The sequence below is a fragment of the Elizabethkingia argenteiflava genome (assembly GCF_009904105.1).
In the GTDB taxonomy this organism is placed as follows: Bacteria; Bacteroidota; Bacteroidia; order Flavobacteriales; family Weeksellaceae; genus Elizabethkingia; species Elizabethkingia argenteiflava.
This window is the reverse complement of record NZ_JAAABJ010000650.1, coordinates 1-16,922: the sequence shown is the minus strand read 5'-3', so window position 1 is coordinate 16,922 and position 16,922 is coordinate 1. Positions and strand designations below refer to the sequence as shown.

The following is a 16,922-nucleotide window of genomic DNA, read 5'->3' as shown; positions in this document are numbered from 1 at the left end:
TCCACAGCCTATAAAAAGGCTAAGAATTAGAATTAATAGAGCTCTCTTCATCTTTTAACAGGTTTTTTAATTGGAAGGTGATCATCCGTCGCACGGGGCGAATGAAGTATTTTACAAAATCACTGGACCCACCTATAGCTTCCATATTCTCGAAGATGGAGACCACCTCTATATAAATCATAATGTAAAGCAGCAGATCACCAAATAGCCAGGAATACTGAGCAGCAAAGTGGGCATCTTTGTCTCCTACGATATTGAGCAATACCATTCCTACAATGATACTTCCCCCATATTGTAGAAATTTGTTAAATGTTTTTCGAAATCCTTCTGAGGTTCTGCGAATGCCCAGGACCGTAGCCTTCCACACTCCAAAACCAAAGTCTAAGGAAAACAGGATTAAAAGCCCTATTAATAGGGTAATATTGGGGTAATAACCCAAAATATAGTTCATGCTTATTATAGTTTTTTTAATTATTGCTATCAGAATGTATTTCTTTTGCTGATGATCCAATATCATCTAAAATCGATTTGCAAGACGCCAGGATGGCATCAATCAATGCGCCGTCCTTATACTGGTAAGAGTCCTCAACATGTAATTTTTCTGACTCCGGATAATAAAATATCTGGGCGCAGTAATCTCCTGTATAGCAGTCCTCACCCTCTAAACCCCGAAATATAAGGATGGAGATTAACTGAGGCGTCTCTCCCTCATTGTAATTATTAGGAGTAAGTGATGGTATGCCCCTGGATCATCTCCCTTTCATACATGGTTCTCATAATTATTTATTCTTTTTTTGGTTTTATACTTTTGATGAATAGGTGTAAGACTTAGATTCTACCTGTATGCCTTTTTGAAGACGTATGACGTCAACATCAAACTGATATGGTATCTCATACTCGTCAGGATTCCTCGTATCCTTGTATACACTAATGTTTATGGAGCTATAATACCAACCATCAGGCAGCAATTCCATATAGTGATTCGGCTTGGATGGTTTAACAATTTCACCTTTGAAATACAAATTTTCAAATTCCACATACGTATTGGAATCATATGATCTTCCTGCTCTATATCTTGAATATGGAATCTTAACCGAATCTTTCTGAGGAAAAGTAATTTCATATTCTACCATATATCCATCATGATGTAAAAAAAGCGGAGGTTTCGGGGGGGGAGCAATCCATATTCTTTTTATATCTAAATTGGATTTAATGTAGTTTATCACAGAGTCAGTATTGTTAAGATCATAGCTAGAGTCAGGGAATTTGATAAAACTATAATTTGACCAGCTATCAGCCACATACTCCGCAAAAATAATTCCACGAGGTCCCATCTCCATGGTTTTATTACCTGCGTCATCATAGACATTAAAGACGAGTTTTCCGTTCACAATTCCCAATTCAAAACCCACACGACCATTGGGGTGATGCAGCTTTATCAATCCTTTGTCGAGTATGGTGAGCGGTGCTGTATCTTTCTTCGCATAGGGAGATCCTGCAAAAAACCGCACAGAATCGGGTCCTTTATCCGTTACACCCGTAATGCCCGCATTGGCACCACCGATATTCCCCACCATTAAAGTGCCCGTACCTACCACATTTCCATTGACCGAGGTATTCAAAAAATTAGTCAGCTGGCTTACGCGACTTGCTGTGGCCTGGGCATTTTGTGCGTTGGCTAGGGCAACCTTTGTGAGCGATTCGTTGTTCTTTAGTTTTGTATCTACCCTCTGCTCAACATCTTCAGGTGCGGGTGTCCAGTCGGTAGCCTTATGCCCCGATTCCTGTTGGGCTCGCCATAAAACAAAGCCCGCAGAACCAGTCGCAGTTCTACATTGAATTTGAAGACTGCCTATGCCGTCGCCTGCAATGCGCTCCCAAACTATTCTTTTGGACTCATTAGGTTGCAGTACTGTGGATCTTCCCCCCTGATTGGAATAAAATGTAATGGGCGCTCCACCCAAATTTTTAGCATAAAAAGAAAGGCTCTGGAATCCTCCCTTTGGTATAACCCCCAAGGTGATATACGCCTTTAAAATATGAGATCCTTCAGACACTTGATGTCTTACAGCGGTTGAAGCTCCCCATTCTGTTACATTGAAATTCAACGTATGAATGACTCTTGATCCGCTAAAACTCCATAGAGCGATGGCTTCGGAATCCTTCATCAAGTTGCGTCCACCTATACTCATTTGATCAATAGCCTTCTCGGTATTGAGCTTGGCAGTAGTAAATTTTTCATCGACATACTTTTGTGCCGGACTACCTGGGGCAAAGCGCACCCGAGCATTAATCTCAATGCTATCTTGTAACAAGTCTATCCAATTGTTTCCGTCTGCCGAGCGGATACGCCCTGTCGTAATTTCTCTCGGACTAATCTGGGTAAATCCGTAGTGGGTTTTTATCCTCCTAAAGCCATCTATCACCGAAGACAGGGAACCTACCAGAAAGTAATAAAAAAGAGGTTCATTCTCCAATCCTATTTGTTTTTCGGTGACCTCAATAGTCGCTTTGCTCCCTTCTCTATGCACCTTTACATAGATATAATTAAATTTTTCGCTGATATTCTGTTGTACTCCTTCAGCGATCTCCCAAGTGCGTCGCTTTTTCGGATCCATGCTAAGGTGGATCAACTGCCCGCGGGGGTTTATCAGCCTCTTATTATCCGGAGAAACCTCTAGTACCACATTGGCCAAACTTAGTTGTTGGCTACGACTTCCGATACTGAGCATACCCGTCTCTATAGTTTGTGGTTTGATGCGAACCGGATCTAAGTATCCAGAGTTATCAAAATACTTATCGAACTCTTCTCGATCCATTTCATATGACCTTCGAGCTAACTGTGCGTTATCTTTTTGGGTTTTGATAAGAGCTGATTGCTGCTTTTCCTTTTCTATGTAAGCTCGCACAATGCTGATCACCTGAGCGGATTCTCCGATTTCGAAACTAACTTTATAGGGATTTTGAAGGTCTTTTGAAATACTTAAAATCCTTAAGTGGGCATCCAGACCCAGCTGTTCATCTTTAAAATGAACGGTATAGCCCAACTTTATATTAGCCTGTATACCTTTAAAATATAGAGGATCCGATACGACTGTATATTTTATCCGCTCCTTACTATTTTTATCCAGGTATTCCTGTGCCTTCGCTTTAAGCTCTGCTTCTGCCTTTACAATATAAGATAGAGGCATGGCAATATCGGTAATAATATATGTATCCCCCACCTGAGGACGAAGGAATTGATTGGGCACTTCTAGCGCTTTTTCATCCTTATTTTTAAGCAGACTAAAGCTTTTATTCTTGCTATTATATCCCTGTTCTTTAATTTCAAATACATATCCGGCGAGTTGTCCCGTCTGGAATGCCACTTTGGGTGATACTCCTTTTATAAGTATGGTGGTACCATGGGAGTCCCTCTGGTTGAGATTAAAATCCAGAGTGGCATCACTGAATACCAAAGGATTATTAACATCTACAGCCGTAACCTTACCCAAACGTTTGGGAAAGATGTCTTCAAATTTCTCTACATGCTCAATAACACTATAGATCTGGGTATTTTTTTCTAGATAAGGCACCTCCATTTTAAGGCGCTTAGAACCATTACGATATTGGGATCCGATGTTCTTTTCGGAACCCGTAGCATATAAACGGGTCACGATATTGGATCCATCCATAGGAGTTCGGGTAATGGATTTAAGACCTCTATTTTGGCCATATTGCAGGGAATAACCGCTTTCTTGTTTTCGCTCGCCTATATGAATGAGCTTATTGCTATCTATCCAATATTCAATCTCGAAGGTTTCGGCAATCTTGGAGAGTGCAGATAGGCAATTGTCCTGGTTAAAGTTAACCTGCTTGGTCTCTGTTTTAAGGACCTCACCCTTTTTCCAGCCCGATCCAACCCTATTGGCATTGTTTAATATAAGCGTTAAGAGTAAATCTGCATCACCTATAGGATCGCCCTCGGAGAGGCTCAGCTTATTCTCGGAATCCGGGAAAAGTAATTGAATTTTTGAAAGTTCATATTTAATACTTCCAAACTCTAAGCTGTATTTAAAAAGGCGAGTGTTGATTTTTTCAACCACAGGAGCTTGAAGTAATTGATAAGATACGCCATAGACTTCCACAGCATCACCGACCTGAAATTTTAGCATCTGAGGTAACTCAAATGTCATATTCACGAGCTCTTCACCCATAATCTTAGTGGAAACCGTCCCTTGGGGAACTACCTGAGCAAGAATCTTATTATAACGCTTTATGGTGTATTTCATGGTGTTTTAATTTGTAGGGATAACTGAAATTTAACAAAGACTTTTTCTGTATTTTTTAACCGCTTTAATGCTTTTTTAAAGCTCGCCGTCTTTTTATAAAACACTTTATATGTCTGGGAGTGATCGTGGATAAAGAGCTCTTGCCAACCAGGCTTTGTAATCTCAGAAAAAAAAGCGTGATAAGCTATCCAGAATTCAGTATCATTATCCGCTACAATGACACAGTTGAGGCTTACTTCCTTATCGTTAAAGCGTACCATTTCCAGGTCATATTCTTGGCCATTTTCCTCCCCCCAATTGGATAGAGTATCTTTTCGCTGAGGAAACTCGAGGATGTTTTCGATACCGGTTTGGATGACCAGCTTAAAGTGCGTCATCAGATTTTTATTGTTAAGGGTGTCTAGTGCATTCATATTATATCCCTGCGGCTTTTAATTGGTTGTATTGTGAGGATAGTGTTTGGTCTACTTTAGTTATTCCGTTGTGGATATCGTGGAGCCTTTCTGTATTCTGGGCAGTACGACGGGTATTTTTTTCTATATCAACTTGTATTTCAATCATGCGACTGGACTGTGCCATCTGCTGCGCAGCTCCGGATTTTAGGAGCTGATTGGTTTCCAACTGCGCCAAGCGCATACCTCCGGTATGCCCGGCTAACAAATCTATACTCTCCTGTGAGGCCGATTTTAAAGCGCCTTGCAAGGAATTACTGGCAGCGCCATCTTTGGTGATATTCATCCCTGCCTGGTTGATCATCTCCACATACTCCTGGGCTTCGGTAGCAATTTTCATATACATCTGCTGAAACTGTTGCTTTTCGTCATCAGTGATCACACCATCACCAAGGAAGCCGGCTAGTTCATCCTGAAGCTGTTGTATTTGTGGTTCTATAATCTTGGCAGACATACCGGAAATAATCCCTTGACGCAGGAAGTTTTCTATATCATCGGCAAAGTCCGAAAATTGCTTTTTACCCGATAAGATCCCCTCTCGAATGCTGTCTCCTAAGCTCTGGGCAGTAGTACCGGTAATGGTATCCTTTAATTGCTTTTTGTAATCCATATCCAATTGCTCAACGGAGATATATTCCTCTTTGAGCTTTAAAAGTTGTTCATAGGCGGCTTTGGCATCTCCGGTTAAGGGTTTTTCAGCATTTAAGCGTGCCAGATCATCTAGCAATTGATCCGATATCTGCATCGGTTGATGCCCCAATAAGTCGACTACCTTTTTACGGTCCTCTACGGCTTTGGTTTTTTTGCCCCAACCGAATCTCTCAGTATGCATTCTGACTACCGTATCTGCATTTAACAGCCTCTTGAGCAACTCTTTTTGATCGCGTAAAACGGAGTCTTTATTTTTGACATTCACCGCCATTTCATCCTTAATATACTGCACACGGGATTTGTAGGCTTCATTCACCTTAAGCTCATCTGCCAAACGTTGGCGTAGCATGGCCCGGTAATCCAGCCCTGCTTGGAAAATACTGTCCTGGTATTTCTTTATGTCTTCATTGGCTTTGCGTTCGGATTCTTTCGCTTTCTGCCCTATCGAAAACACACCAGCTACTGCAGAAATGGTCTGGGATATGCCCCCTACGATATCTCCAGAAGCAAATGCAGCAACAGCTCCGGCAGCATTTGATGCTATATTAAAAACATCCCCTAAGGTATCAAGTGTATCGGCTAAACCATGATTTTCATCCCCTATTGCACCCGCAAGAGTTTTAAAACTGGAAGATATGCCCCCTGCCATATCAGCCACCCATTGTGCTTTTTTTGCCTGAACATTATTTAACTGCTCGTTAATCTGGTTTAATCTATCCTTTTCCTCTTGGACATTGGTATCTCCTTTTGATTGTTTGGTTTGAATGTCCTCTACTAATTTTGCTTTTTCTTGGAGCAAAGCCTTCTCTTCGACCCCTATATTAAAAGTGGCCTTTAATGCTTTTGCTTTATCTATTTCGGATTTAACTGCGCTTTGCTGTTCGGGATTTAGCAGGCCTTGCGACAATTTGAGGTATTCTTCTAAAGAAGCAATTTTAACCCTAAGATCACGTTTGGTAATGCTTACTAAGTTTTGAGAAAAACGTTCATATATATCCGATTTTGCATATTCTGCCGTATTAACAGCATCCACCTCCTTATTTTTGGTATCTTCCAATTCTTTTAATAAGCGAGAGGTTTCTTCTGGAGACAGTTTGCGATTTTCAATGCCCTGGCGTAGATCTGCATATTTAGCGCTTATGTTAAGCCTCTGCTGCTCAAAGCTCTGGTGGATATTGATAAATTCGGTCAGCATACTGGTGAATTCCTTTCTTTTATCCTCTATTTTTAAATCTAAAAACGACCAAAAGCCTTGATCTACACCCGTATTTTTAAGCTCATCACGCTTTGACGCCAGATATTCAATTTGGGAAGTAATAAGAGGGATACAATTCAACTGCTCTTCCGTTTTTTGGCTAAAGATTTCCAGCTCGGTTTTTTGGTCTATAAGCTCTCTAATCTGGGTTTTTAGTATCTCCAGATTATTTTTTTGTTCATCACTCAGCTTTCCACCTCCGCTAACGATCTGATCTAGCTTCATTTTCTCCTTTACCAACCAGTCAAAAAATGAAGGAGCTTGTTTTCTAATTTCTGAAAACTGAAGACGCGCTGCTTCTGGACCATATTCCTTTTGATATTGATAATAGCGCTTCCAACCTTCTTTCATTTCGGAAATACTCTGTTCAAAAGAGTGGATTCTTATTCTTTTTTCAGCGATAGCACGCTCCTCTTCGGCTTTTATTTTCTGGTCTTTTAAGCGATTTATTTGCTGGATATCGGTAGCTTTATTCAAAGCTTTATGAATAACGGAAATCCGTTTCTGTATCTCGGCAAGCGATCCTGGCGGAAAGTATTCGTCGGCCGCAGATTGGGCTGTATTGGGTTTATTCCCCGGAGAACTTCCAGCGATTTTACTGGATTTAAATTTTGCCTTTTCAAATTTCTGATCCGCCTCCAAAAGGAATTTTACTTGATTGCTAACCCCCTGATCGCCCTTGGCATTCAACTCATCTTGCTCATCCTTAGAGCTCTTATGTATTAGTCTATTGCCCCACTTGTATAGGTCGGAATGATTGGGATCGTTTTGTACCTTATTATACTTCTCAACCTCAGGGTTTAATTCAATGGCTTTTTTATAATTTTCCATCGCCATCCACGCCTCAGCTGCAGCCTTAGCTCTTAACTTTAATACCTCAATAAATGTATTGGAGTTTTCTTTTAAAAAGTTTTCTGCATCCGCTACATCACCTATTTCGACGCCGAGTTTATTAAACTCTTCCTTGTTATCGGTAATAAACTTATTTTTCTTTTTTAGATCTTCTCCGAGGGCATTCCATTGCACCTGCAATTTTTTATAGGCTGTCAAGGGTTCGGCTACGCTGTCAGCGATAGCGGTTGACATTCTTTTCTGCTCCTCAGCCACCTCAGCTTGTTTGGATTGCCATTTCGTAAATAAGGCTACCACTGCAGCAATAGCGACTGAAAGCCCCAGCGTGAGCGTAGCAATTAACGCCTGAGCTGCCACTGTAGCTACTGTTTCTGCTACGCCAAGAGCCACTAACGAAGCTGTAACCCTAGCGTTGGCTACCGCCCATAGGTTTTTTACTTTTGTAAGAACTTGAATTCTGAATGCAGAAGTAGCCGTAAGGCCTTGTTGTATTTGTTGCAATCCTATGGCAACATCCATGAGGGCATTAACCTTCAGCATAATACGCTGGAGCTTTTCATTTTCGCCAGCGAATAAGGATATAGCTCCCTGGGCAGCATTTAAACCTGCAGAAAGCATGGAAATCCCCTGTACATAACCCTGAAAAATATTATGGGATACCAGTACCTCGACCTGTGCAATAGCCGACTTATACTGTAAAGCCTGATTTTCCAGATCTTTATACACGGCTTCATCCTTTCGTCCTGCCGATTCCAGCTCCCGCATGGAGCTGGTGGTGGCGCTATACTGAGATTGTAGGGAATCCTGGGTAAGGCTACTGGTATTGAGGAATAAAAATTTTTCAAGACTGCCCACTACCTTTTTGGCATGATCATCGATTTTATGAGTAAAACTTCTCATTTTTCCCATTTCCAAAAAGTCTTCTGCCTTTTGTTCTATTCTGGCTTTGTGGTAAAAAGGTTTGTTGTGAAGTTCACAGATAAACTCATCATTTTTATAGAGGTATATGGTATTTTCTTTATCCGCTTCGTGTTTAAACCAATAGGCCTTACAGGAGCTCCCTATACCTGTTTTATCCATATATTCCGGACTGGGCAGCAAAAATTTTTGATTATTGACTTTTACCTCTCCTCTATTGACAGAAGTCGTTACATGATGTCCTACCCATCGGGCAACATTTCGCCAGTTAATGGGCAACAATGCCGAGTGTTGATATTCTACAAACACCTCTATTCTGGATTTACCCTGATATTTTTTCTGATTGGGGTGTAAAATCATTGTTATATTCAATAATATTTTCAATGGCCAGTTCGACAATCTGATCGAAGGTATAGGCCTGTTTTTCTTCTGACTCTGGCCTTCCCTGGTAGGCCTCGGTCTTGGCAAAAGGACGGGCTAAAAATCCTTTTACTTTTCTGTCATATTTATATCTCAATATTCGGAAAAAGCCTTCAATGGATTTCTCCTGGGGATTTTCAGCCTCAGCATATCTCACGAACTGAAATAGATTACCTTCTTTTAAGCTTGTATCTTTTAAGCCAGACATAAGATGATTTTCCACTTCTACCTCAGCAGGCATATTCACCTTGTAATAATCCAATTGTTCAAATGTGTTACGAAAGCAATTAAAAATTAATGCTAAACCTTTTCCGTGAGGATCTCCATACCGCATTTTGGGTCTGGCAAAAGCCCAGCCTATAATTGCACCAGAGGCTACATCAGCCGTAAAATAACCGACTACCCGTTTGTGGGTTCCCTTGAGTCTAAAAGGTAGTTCTCTATCGTCCATGGAAATAATAGCACCTGCATGGTCCACCCTTAAATCAGCGTAGGATCGGTTTTTTGCATTATAACCTATTTTGGAGCGACTTCTTGTTTTCTCCGTTCCAGAAGCATTACGCCATGCTCTCATATAACTCCTAACTGTACTTACAGAAATGGGTTCGTAATCTTTTGGATTATAGATTTCACCCGTAGTAGCGTTTACTAAAATCTTAACTCCAGTTATAAACTTATTGTAACCATCCCACACCTCTTCATAGTTAGGTTTCCAGCTTTGGGTATAAAGATGTTTTAAGAGCGCTTCGAGATGTTGATTGACTTTACGCGTTTTTTGATTTCCATAGTGTGCATTGACTAAAGCCCTATATCCGTTTTCCTGATAAGCAATAAACTTTAGTTTAAGATTTCTTTCTGTTAAGGGTAATTTATGAGGCCATTCTGCTTTTATCCCTGGCAGTACCGTCACCGGATTTCTCCAGAATTCGGAAATTTTATTTCCAGAAGACTGTCGTTTTAAATGCGCTTTATATTTACATGCAATGGTATTTAAAATACTGGCCTCATTAGCGAGTTGTCGTTGTTTTTTATCCTGTATTTTATTTCCTGCAGGCCTATAGTTTTGATAAAAACTCACCGCATCCATATCCAAACTTATTTCGTCTGCAAACAGTTTATTTTTAAGTGTTCTATGGGGAATTCCTCCATTTTTTTTAATCAGTGCTTCTCGGTATTTAAAAGGCAAACTATCGAACTCTATAAGAGCTGGAGTGCCTTTGCACGCTCGACGGAGTCTATTCATTCTACCTCTTGATAAAAGTTTTTTATAATTATCATAAGAGGTGAAATTTAATATTTCATCCATTGTACAGCATAAGATATCGTTGTAGTATGTCATGTATTTGGTAATTCGCACCGCTGTATCGACATTCGATCAAGCTAGTTTTTTTTATGAAAATTTTTAAATGATAAAAGGGTTGACCTCTCTAAATACTGGTAAAATCGTTGGCTATCTCTCCAGCCCTTTTAATAGACTTATTATGGCTTATTTTGTACAAGAAAATTAAGTACTGATAGGGCTTTCTTTTTTATAAGGATTGGGATTTTCGATCTATGGGGTGAAATCCCGATAATATTTACTGGTAATTTTCGTTTTCATACGCTGTATTTAGTTGTTTTATTCTTTCTTTTATTACACTTAATTGTATCAATATGGCGCTTGGAATAAACCCTGATAAAGGATTTTATAGCACAGGAACACTTATCCCCATCTTTAATACCATCCGCTTCCAATCTCCATTTCTTTTATGAACTAAGAGACCTTTAAGCCTTTGTAAATGTTTTTCTTCTTTTTCATTTGAGGGAGTGAAGTCTATTTTGAGAATTTTTTCCCTGCGACTAAATTTTAGCATTTCCTTCATAGTGAATGTATTTTATTTGTCTTATTTTTGCTGTATCTATGTACAAATATATAAACATGTTTTTAATTTAACTAGCATTTTATAAACATTTTTATTAAAAACATTCGATATATGGAACTACCTACTGAAAACCAAAGAATTAAGGATATTTTAAATTATTATTGTAAGGGTAACGAAACCATGTTTAGTAAAGAGATTGGTATAAGTCAACCCAGGATAAATAGATTGTTTAGCTTAGATCCCAGAAATGGAAAGTACCCGCTAGTGAGCTTTGAAATTATTCAAGCTATTATAAACAAGTTTATAAATATTAACGCAGAGTGGTTGTTAACCGGAAAAGGATGCATGCTAAAAAAGGATGGCCTACCCGAAATTAAGAAGGTATTTCATCAATCCAAGACTAAAGAATCTTCCCTGCATAATACCATTCCCTTATATGATCTGGAAGCTACTGCCGGTGTTTTTGAAGTTTTTAAAACGGATCATACAAACATACCTATTGATCATATCACTATCCCAAATCTTCCGCACTGTGACGGAGCACTTTACATCCGGGGAGATTCTATGTATCCATTATTAAAAAGTGGTGATATTGTAGCGTATAAAATTACGCAAGATATCTACAATATTATCTGGGGAGAAATGTACCTTATTTATATTTCTCATAATGGAGATGAGTATTTCTTTTGCAAATTTCTAAAAAAATCCAGTAAAGAAGGATATGTAGAACTTATCTCTCATAATCCACACCATCAAACTGTAGAATTTCCCTTAGAGAGCATTAAATCTTTAGCTATGGTAAAGGCGAGTATAAGGTTTAATACCCTCCTATAAATACAGTCCTCTATAGATGAAATTCTGGTTTAGCCCAGTAAAGTATTTATAGGAAATAGGCCCAATAGGACCATACAATCCTTCCTAATCTCTTTTTTTCGTGGTATATTCTTTTTTATTTTAAAACCCCTTAATGGTTAGGTATATAAAATTATACACTATTAATAAAACGCCTCTCCACTCTTAATCCGAAAGCCATTAAACAACTCATTAACAATGCATAAGAATGAAAACTATTTGTTAAAACAAAGAAATAAAGCTTATATAATCTGCCATTTAGCGCTTTAATCTGGTGACTTTTTAGGCATATAACCCTCTTGAACTGGTAGCTTTCGTCACTGCATTTGTCCCCCCAATTGTCCCCCCATTGCTTGTTTTTTGTAGTAACCCTCCAATTAATACCAGAAGCTTATCTGGTAGAATATGATTAAAACAGAAATACAATTATCGATATAACCCTCTATTCACGAGGATTATATAAGAATATACTCCATGAAAAATAAAAGCCGAAATAAATTACACCCCAAGCTAAAACACCATTAAACCTAAGAAAAAGATGGTTTGTTTAGACTTTTGAAACCTCAGGTTTTTTATAGATAAAACCTTCATTATCAGTATTTAAGTCTGATTTTTTATTTGTTATACTTTAGATATTTTGTTCTGTTAGGAACAGTAGGTACAATGACAATCATCTGCACAAAACAATTACAGGAGAATTACCGACGCCACATATTTGCTATAACCGAACTCCTGTAGGAACAAAAATGAACCGACCTCAGGGAGTCCTTGCTCTTTGGGCAGGCTTCCGAAACAAATTGATACAACGACTTCTATATAAACATGCCCTCAAGAAGCAGATAAGCATCGCACCTAGCAGGATGTTTACCCTGCAAAACCAATTTCAGAACGGCATATGCCTATTTACCGGACTACCGCTGACAGATCATTTGGAACTTAAATTGAACAACTTGAAAGTCTTGTAAAGATGATGTAAGCGGATATGCTCTATTCATTTTGTAACAAATACTATAAATCATAGATATGCCTGATATACTTTTGTTCACTTTCTACTAACCGGATAAATTTCAACTTTATCCTGTTAACATTAAAATAAAACGACTTTGGAGATATGAAAATCTTAACTTATAAGATTCATGAATAAAAAAGACCGCCAAAAGGCAGTCTTTTTTGTTTTTAATATTGTAGTCTGAATTATTTCAATTCAACTTCAGCACCAGCTTCTTCAAGTTGTTTTTTAAGCGCTTCTGCTTCGTCTTTAGAGATACCTTCTTTGATTGGAGCCGGAGCACTATCAACGATATCTTTAGCTTCTTTAAGACCTGCACCTGTTAAATCTTTAACCAATTTAACGATAGCTAATTTAGAAGCACCTGCAGACTTAAGGATTACATCGAATTCTGTTTTTTCCTCAGCAGCATCAGCAGCACCTGCACCAGAAACTACTACAGCAGCAGCAGCTGGCTCAATACCGTACTCATCCTTAAGAATAGCAGCTAATTCGTTTACGTCTTTTACAGTTAGGTTAACAAGCGTTTCCGCTAAATTTTTTAAATCTGACATTTTTTAAATGTTTTTAAATTGTTGAACGATTATATTTTTTTTTGAGTGTCAATTATTCTGCACTTGCTTCAGGAGCTTCTGTGCTTTCTGTTTCTTCTGCTGGAGCCTCAAGGGTTTCAGACTTGTTTTGTAGAGCAGACAACACATTTCTAATTGGAGATTGAAGTAATCCAATGATCTCACCAATCATTTCTTCTCTAGACTTAATGTTAGCTAAAGTAGATAATTGGTTATCTCCGATATAGAAGGTCTCTTGCAAATAAGCAGCCTTCAATGCTGGTCTTTCTGCATTTTTTCTGAAGTTTTGAATCAACTTTGCAGGAGCATTCGCTGTTTCAGCAATCATTAAGGCAGAGTTACCTTTAAAGGTTTCAAACATTTCGGAATAATCCACGCTTTCAACCTGCTCCATTGCTTTTTGAAGCAATGTATTTTTTACAACCCTTAATTGGATGTTATTTTTGAAGGCTTGTCTTCTGAAATCTGAAGTCTGAGAAGCATTCAATCCTTCAAGATCAGCTACATAAACTGCTTTTGCATCTTGTAGCAATTCTTTGATCTCTTGTATTACTATTACTTTTTCTTCTTTAGTCATTGTTCTTCAGATTTTAGTTTACAGATTTAGAATCAATCGCAATACCTGGACTCATAGTAGAAGAAAGGTAAATACTCTTCACATAAGTTCCCTTAGCAGCAGTTGGTTTCAATTTAATCAACGTTTGGATCAGCTCCTGAGCGTTTTCTCTAATCTTATCAGCATCAAAAGATACCTTACCAATAGCAGCATGTACGATACCGTACTTATCTACTTTAAAATCAATTTTACCAGACTTCACTTCAGATACAGCTTTACCTACCTCTAAAGTTACAGTTCCAGATTTCGGGTTAGGCATCAAGCCTCTTGGTCCTAATATACGACCTAAAGGACCTAATTTACCCATTACAGATGGCATAGTAACGATTACGTCTACATCGGTCCACCCTGATTTTATTTTATCTAAATACTCGTCCAATCCTACATAATCCGCGCCAGCCGCTTTTGCTTCGGCTTCTTTATCTGGAGTTACAAGAGCCAATACTCTTACATCTTTACCGGTTCCATGCGGAAGAGATACCACACCTCTTACCATCTGGTTGGCTTTTCTTGGGTCAACGCCTAATCTTACGGCGATATCTACTGAAGCATCGAATTTCGCAGTGTTTACTTCTTTTACCAAAGCAGCAGCTTCTTCTAAGGAGTATACTCTATTTTTTTCAATTTTGCTAACAGCTTCTTTTTGTTTTTTTGTCAATGTTGCCATGGAATCAATTTTTAAGCGTTAAACGGATTAGTACCTGTTACTTTAAGACCCATAGATCTTGCTGTACCAGCCACCATACTTACAGCAGATTCAATGGTAAAACAGTTAAGATCCGACATTTTATCTTCCGCGATTTTCTTAACTTGATCCCAAGAAACACTTCCTACTTTATTTCTATTTGGTTCCCCAGATCCTCCCTTAACTTTAGCCGCATCCATTAACTGAACTGCTGCAGGCGGAGTTTTAATTACGAATTCAAAAGACTTGTCTTCGTAAACTGTAATTGCTACAGGTAAAATCTGCCCTGGCTTGTCTTGGGTTCTTCCGTTAAATTGCTTACAAAACTCCATGATGTTAACACCCGCAGAACCTAAAGCAGGTCCTACTGGTGGAGAAGGGTTTGCTGCACCTCCTTTCACCTGAAGCTTAACCATTTTAAAGACTTTCTTTGCCATTTTAGCTTTTTTAAAATTTTTTAAATTTATAATGTGGAAGCATTTATAAATCAGAGAACTAACCTTCTCACCTGGTTAATCCTAGTATTTGGACTGCAAAATTAAAAATTATTTTTGAATTAGCAATGTCTAATCTATTAAAAATCAAAAAGATTTTGTTTTTTACCCTGCTTTCTTATTCCAATTGAGAAATTGCTACAAAAGCTATACAGAAAAGCCTGATGTGGTTGAGCACAACAGAGAATCAGCATGCTCTTCATTACAACATTATTATATTTCCACTATCCAACGACGTATAAGGATGGAGTCCAGATATTGTAAAAATAATATATGCTGATTAAGAGCAGAAAAGAATATCTAAAAATAGCATTGCTTACATCTATTATAGACCATATACTCAACTATTAAGAAACTCTTTTGTACCCATACAAAATATTTTTACTTAGACTTTTTATTTTCTGGTGACAATTAGCATATCGTATCTTCTTTTATAATTTATTTTAACTTATTGGCGTTTTGTGATTTATTTTTTTTTACTTACCCTGTATTTTTATACATTTGAATTTAAACCACAAATACTCTGAAATGAAAAAAAATTTTCTCCTCATATTTTTGATCCCCACCAGTCTTATAGGCTGTAATCAGGAAGATCCCCTCTCCAAAAACCGAGATGATGTAACGGACAAAAACACACAAAAAAGCAATTTCAACACAGATGATATCCTGAATTACTTTAAAAAAAACTTGGAATCTGAACATTTAGAACCTATAAATTCAATCTATTACGACACGAGTATTCGCTCAGACAGCTTAAAATATAAAAAGGATAAAGCCTGGCAGCTATGGGAAGATGCCAATATTGGAAGGATGGCTTCATTCCCTCATGCTTCTGAAAATGAAACAGAGTTTATTTGGAACCTCCCACAGGCGCAACGGATGAAAATAAAAACATTTACAAAAGGATCTAAACCATCTACAGGATATCCTTTTTTGATTAATCTTCATGGCGGTGGTGCTTTTACTGGTATATCTGGTCCCTGGGCATCTTCCTTTAATACCGATGAATGGAAAACAGCCTTAAGTCTCGGAAAAGCCTATGAAGATAGCCCTAGTTATTACTTTATTCCTAGAATGGCAGACGATAGAATTGGCCGATGGTATTATCAGCCACAACAAGAGGCCTGGCTAAGAGCATGGCAATTAGCTGTTCTATCTAATCAGGTTGACCCTGATAGAACCTATATATTGGGAATTTCGGAAGGCGGATATGGAAGTTTCCGGATGGGAACTTTCTATGCTGATTATTTTGCTGGAATAGGACCAATGGCAGGTCCGGAGACAAAGGAAGCCGCACCTATAGAGAATTTGAGAAATACTTCAATACGCATTGAAGTTGGGGAATATGATACGCTATTTGGCCGCAATGAAATGGGTAAATCATGGAAAAAAAGATTGGATAGTGCAGCCGCTGCTAATCCAGGAGAATTTAACCATGTGGTGACAATGCAGCCCAACCACGGGCATGGTATCAATTATGATGAGGTTACACCCTGGCTCATGAAACAAAAAAAGAGAATATCCTATCCTTCTACCTTATCATTCATGTATTATGATATTGACGGAGGGTACAGAAAGGGATTTGGATATGTTCGCTTGGATGGATTAAGCAAAACAGGGGGTCGAAAATCCTTTAAAATTGAAAAGAAGGACAATATTTACCATATTACAACAGAAGCTATTAAAGGCTCTGTTTCTGGAAAAATAAGCCTCTACATCGATCAAGTAGATTTTTCTAAACCGGTAAAGGTCACGCTGAATGGAAAGGAAGTTTTCAACACTACTGTAAGCCACAATTGGGGGGTACTTATGGAAAGTATTGCGGTTTTCGGAGACCCCCGTCGTATTTATAGTGCAAAAATAGATGTTAATATTTAAACTTCTGATATTGCTTGTAAATACAAGGTATATGAAAGAATATCAAGCGTCCAGATTATATGTATTTGAATATCTAAATATATTTTTTATTATTATTGGATGATCTACCCCCAATGCTATTAATTTATTGATTAG

12 protein-coding genes are annotated in these 16,922 nt (G+C 38.3%); 2 read left to right on the top strand and 10 right to left on the bottom strand.

The features are described from left to right. Positions 1-19: 19 nt before the first annotated feature. The 6 genes from GNY06_RS12710 to GNY06_RS12685 form a co-directional block, all read right to left on the bottom strand. Complete coding sequence (locus GNY06_RS12710; RefSeq protein ID WP_166520429.1) at positions 20-451, bottom strand: phage holin family protein; 432 nt, start codon at positions 449-451, stop codon at positions 20-22. Between the two features lie 349 nt (positions 452-800). Continuing rightward, entirely contained in the window at positions 801-4,271 is a 3,471-nt protein-coding gene (locus tag GNY06_RS12705) for a phage tail protein (RefSeq protein WP_166520428.1), read from the bottom strand. Continuing rightward, positions 4,268-4,684 carry a hypothetical protein gene (locus tag GNY06_RS12700; RefSeq protein WP_166520427.1) on the bottom strand — a complete coding sequence of 139 codons (417 nt, stop codon included), beginning with the start codon at positions 4,682-4,684 and terminating at the stop codon, positions 4,268-4,270. Before GNY06_RS12700 ends, GNY06_RS12705 begins: the two co-directional genes overlap by 4 nt. 1 nt (position 4,685) lies before the next feature. Then, the gene (locus tag GNY06_RS12695; RefSeq protein WP_166520426.1) at positions 4,686-8,759 is read right to left on the bottom strand and encodes a coiled-coil domain-containing protein; all 4,074 of its coding nucleotides are present in this window, start codon (positions 8,757-8,759) and stop codon (positions 4,686-4,688) included. Continuing rightward, complete coding sequence (locus GNY06_RS12690) at positions 8,722-10,062, bottom strand: hypothetical protein (protein ID WP_212995116.1); 1,341 nt, start codon at positions 10,060-10,062, stop codon at positions 8,722-8,724. The genes GNY06_RS12695 and GNY06_RS12690 overlap by 38 nt, the downstream gene beginning before the upstream one ends. Positions 10,063-10,504: 442 nt before the next feature. Continuing rightward, on the bottom strand, positions 10,505-10,681 hold the full coding sequence (locus GNY06_RS12685; RefSeq protein WP_166520424.1) for a hypothetical protein: 177 nt from the start codon (positions 10,679-10,681) through the stop codon (positions 10,505-10,507). A 111-nt stretch (positions 10,682-10,792) separates the two neighbouring features. Between GNY06_RS12685 and GNY06_RS12680 the strand changes: the two genes are divergently transcribed. Next, positions 10,793-11,515, top strand: a complete 723-nt coding sequence (locus GNY06_RS12680; RefSeq protein ID WP_166520423.1) for a S24 family peptidase — start codon at positions 10,793-10,795, stop codon at positions 11,513-11,515. A gap of 1,212 nt (positions 11,516-12,727) precedes the next feature. On the opposite strand, the gene rplL is transcribed toward GNY06_RS12680, so the two are convergent. The 4 genes from rplL to rplK are packed head-to-tail and all read right to left on the bottom strand — an operon-like array spanning position 12,728 to position 14,852. Beyond that, positions 12,728-13,096 (bottom strand): 50S ribosomal protein L7/L12, encoded by a 369-nt coding sequence (gene rplL / locus GNY06_RS12675; protein WP_166520422.1) that lies wholly within the window; start codon positions 13,094-13,096, stop codon positions 12,728-12,730. A 52-nt stretch (positions 13,097-13,148) separates the two neighbouring features. After that, positions 13,149-13,691: a 50S ribosomal protein L10 gene (rplJ, locus tag GNY06_RS12670; protein WP_166520421.1), complete on the bottom strand. Its 543-nt coding sequence runs from the start codon at positions 13,689-13,691 to the stop codon at positions 13,149-13,151. A gap of 13 nt (positions 13,692-13,704) precedes the next feature. Then, entirely contained in the window at positions 13,705-14,397 is a 693-nt protein-coding gene (gene rplA / locus GNY06_RS12665) for a 50S ribosomal protein L1 (protein ID WP_166520420.1), read from the bottom strand. Between the two features lie 11 nt (positions 14,398-14,408). After that, complete coding sequence (rplK, locus tag GNY06_RS12660) at positions 14,409-14,852, bottom strand: 50S ribosomal protein L11 (RefSeq protein WP_166520419.1); 444 nt, start codon at positions 14,850-14,852, stop codon at positions 14,409-14,411. 585 nt (positions 14,853-15,437) lie between these two features. Between rplK and GNY06_RS12655 the strand changes: the two genes are divergently transcribed. Further along, positions 15,438-16,787 carry an esterase family protein gene (locus GNY06_RS12655; RefSeq protein WP_166520418.1) on the top strand — a complete coding sequence of 450 codons (1,350 nt, stop codon included), beginning with the start codon at positions 15,438-15,440 and terminating at the stop codon, positions 16,785-16,787. Positions 16,788-16,922: the final 135 nt, after the last annotated feature.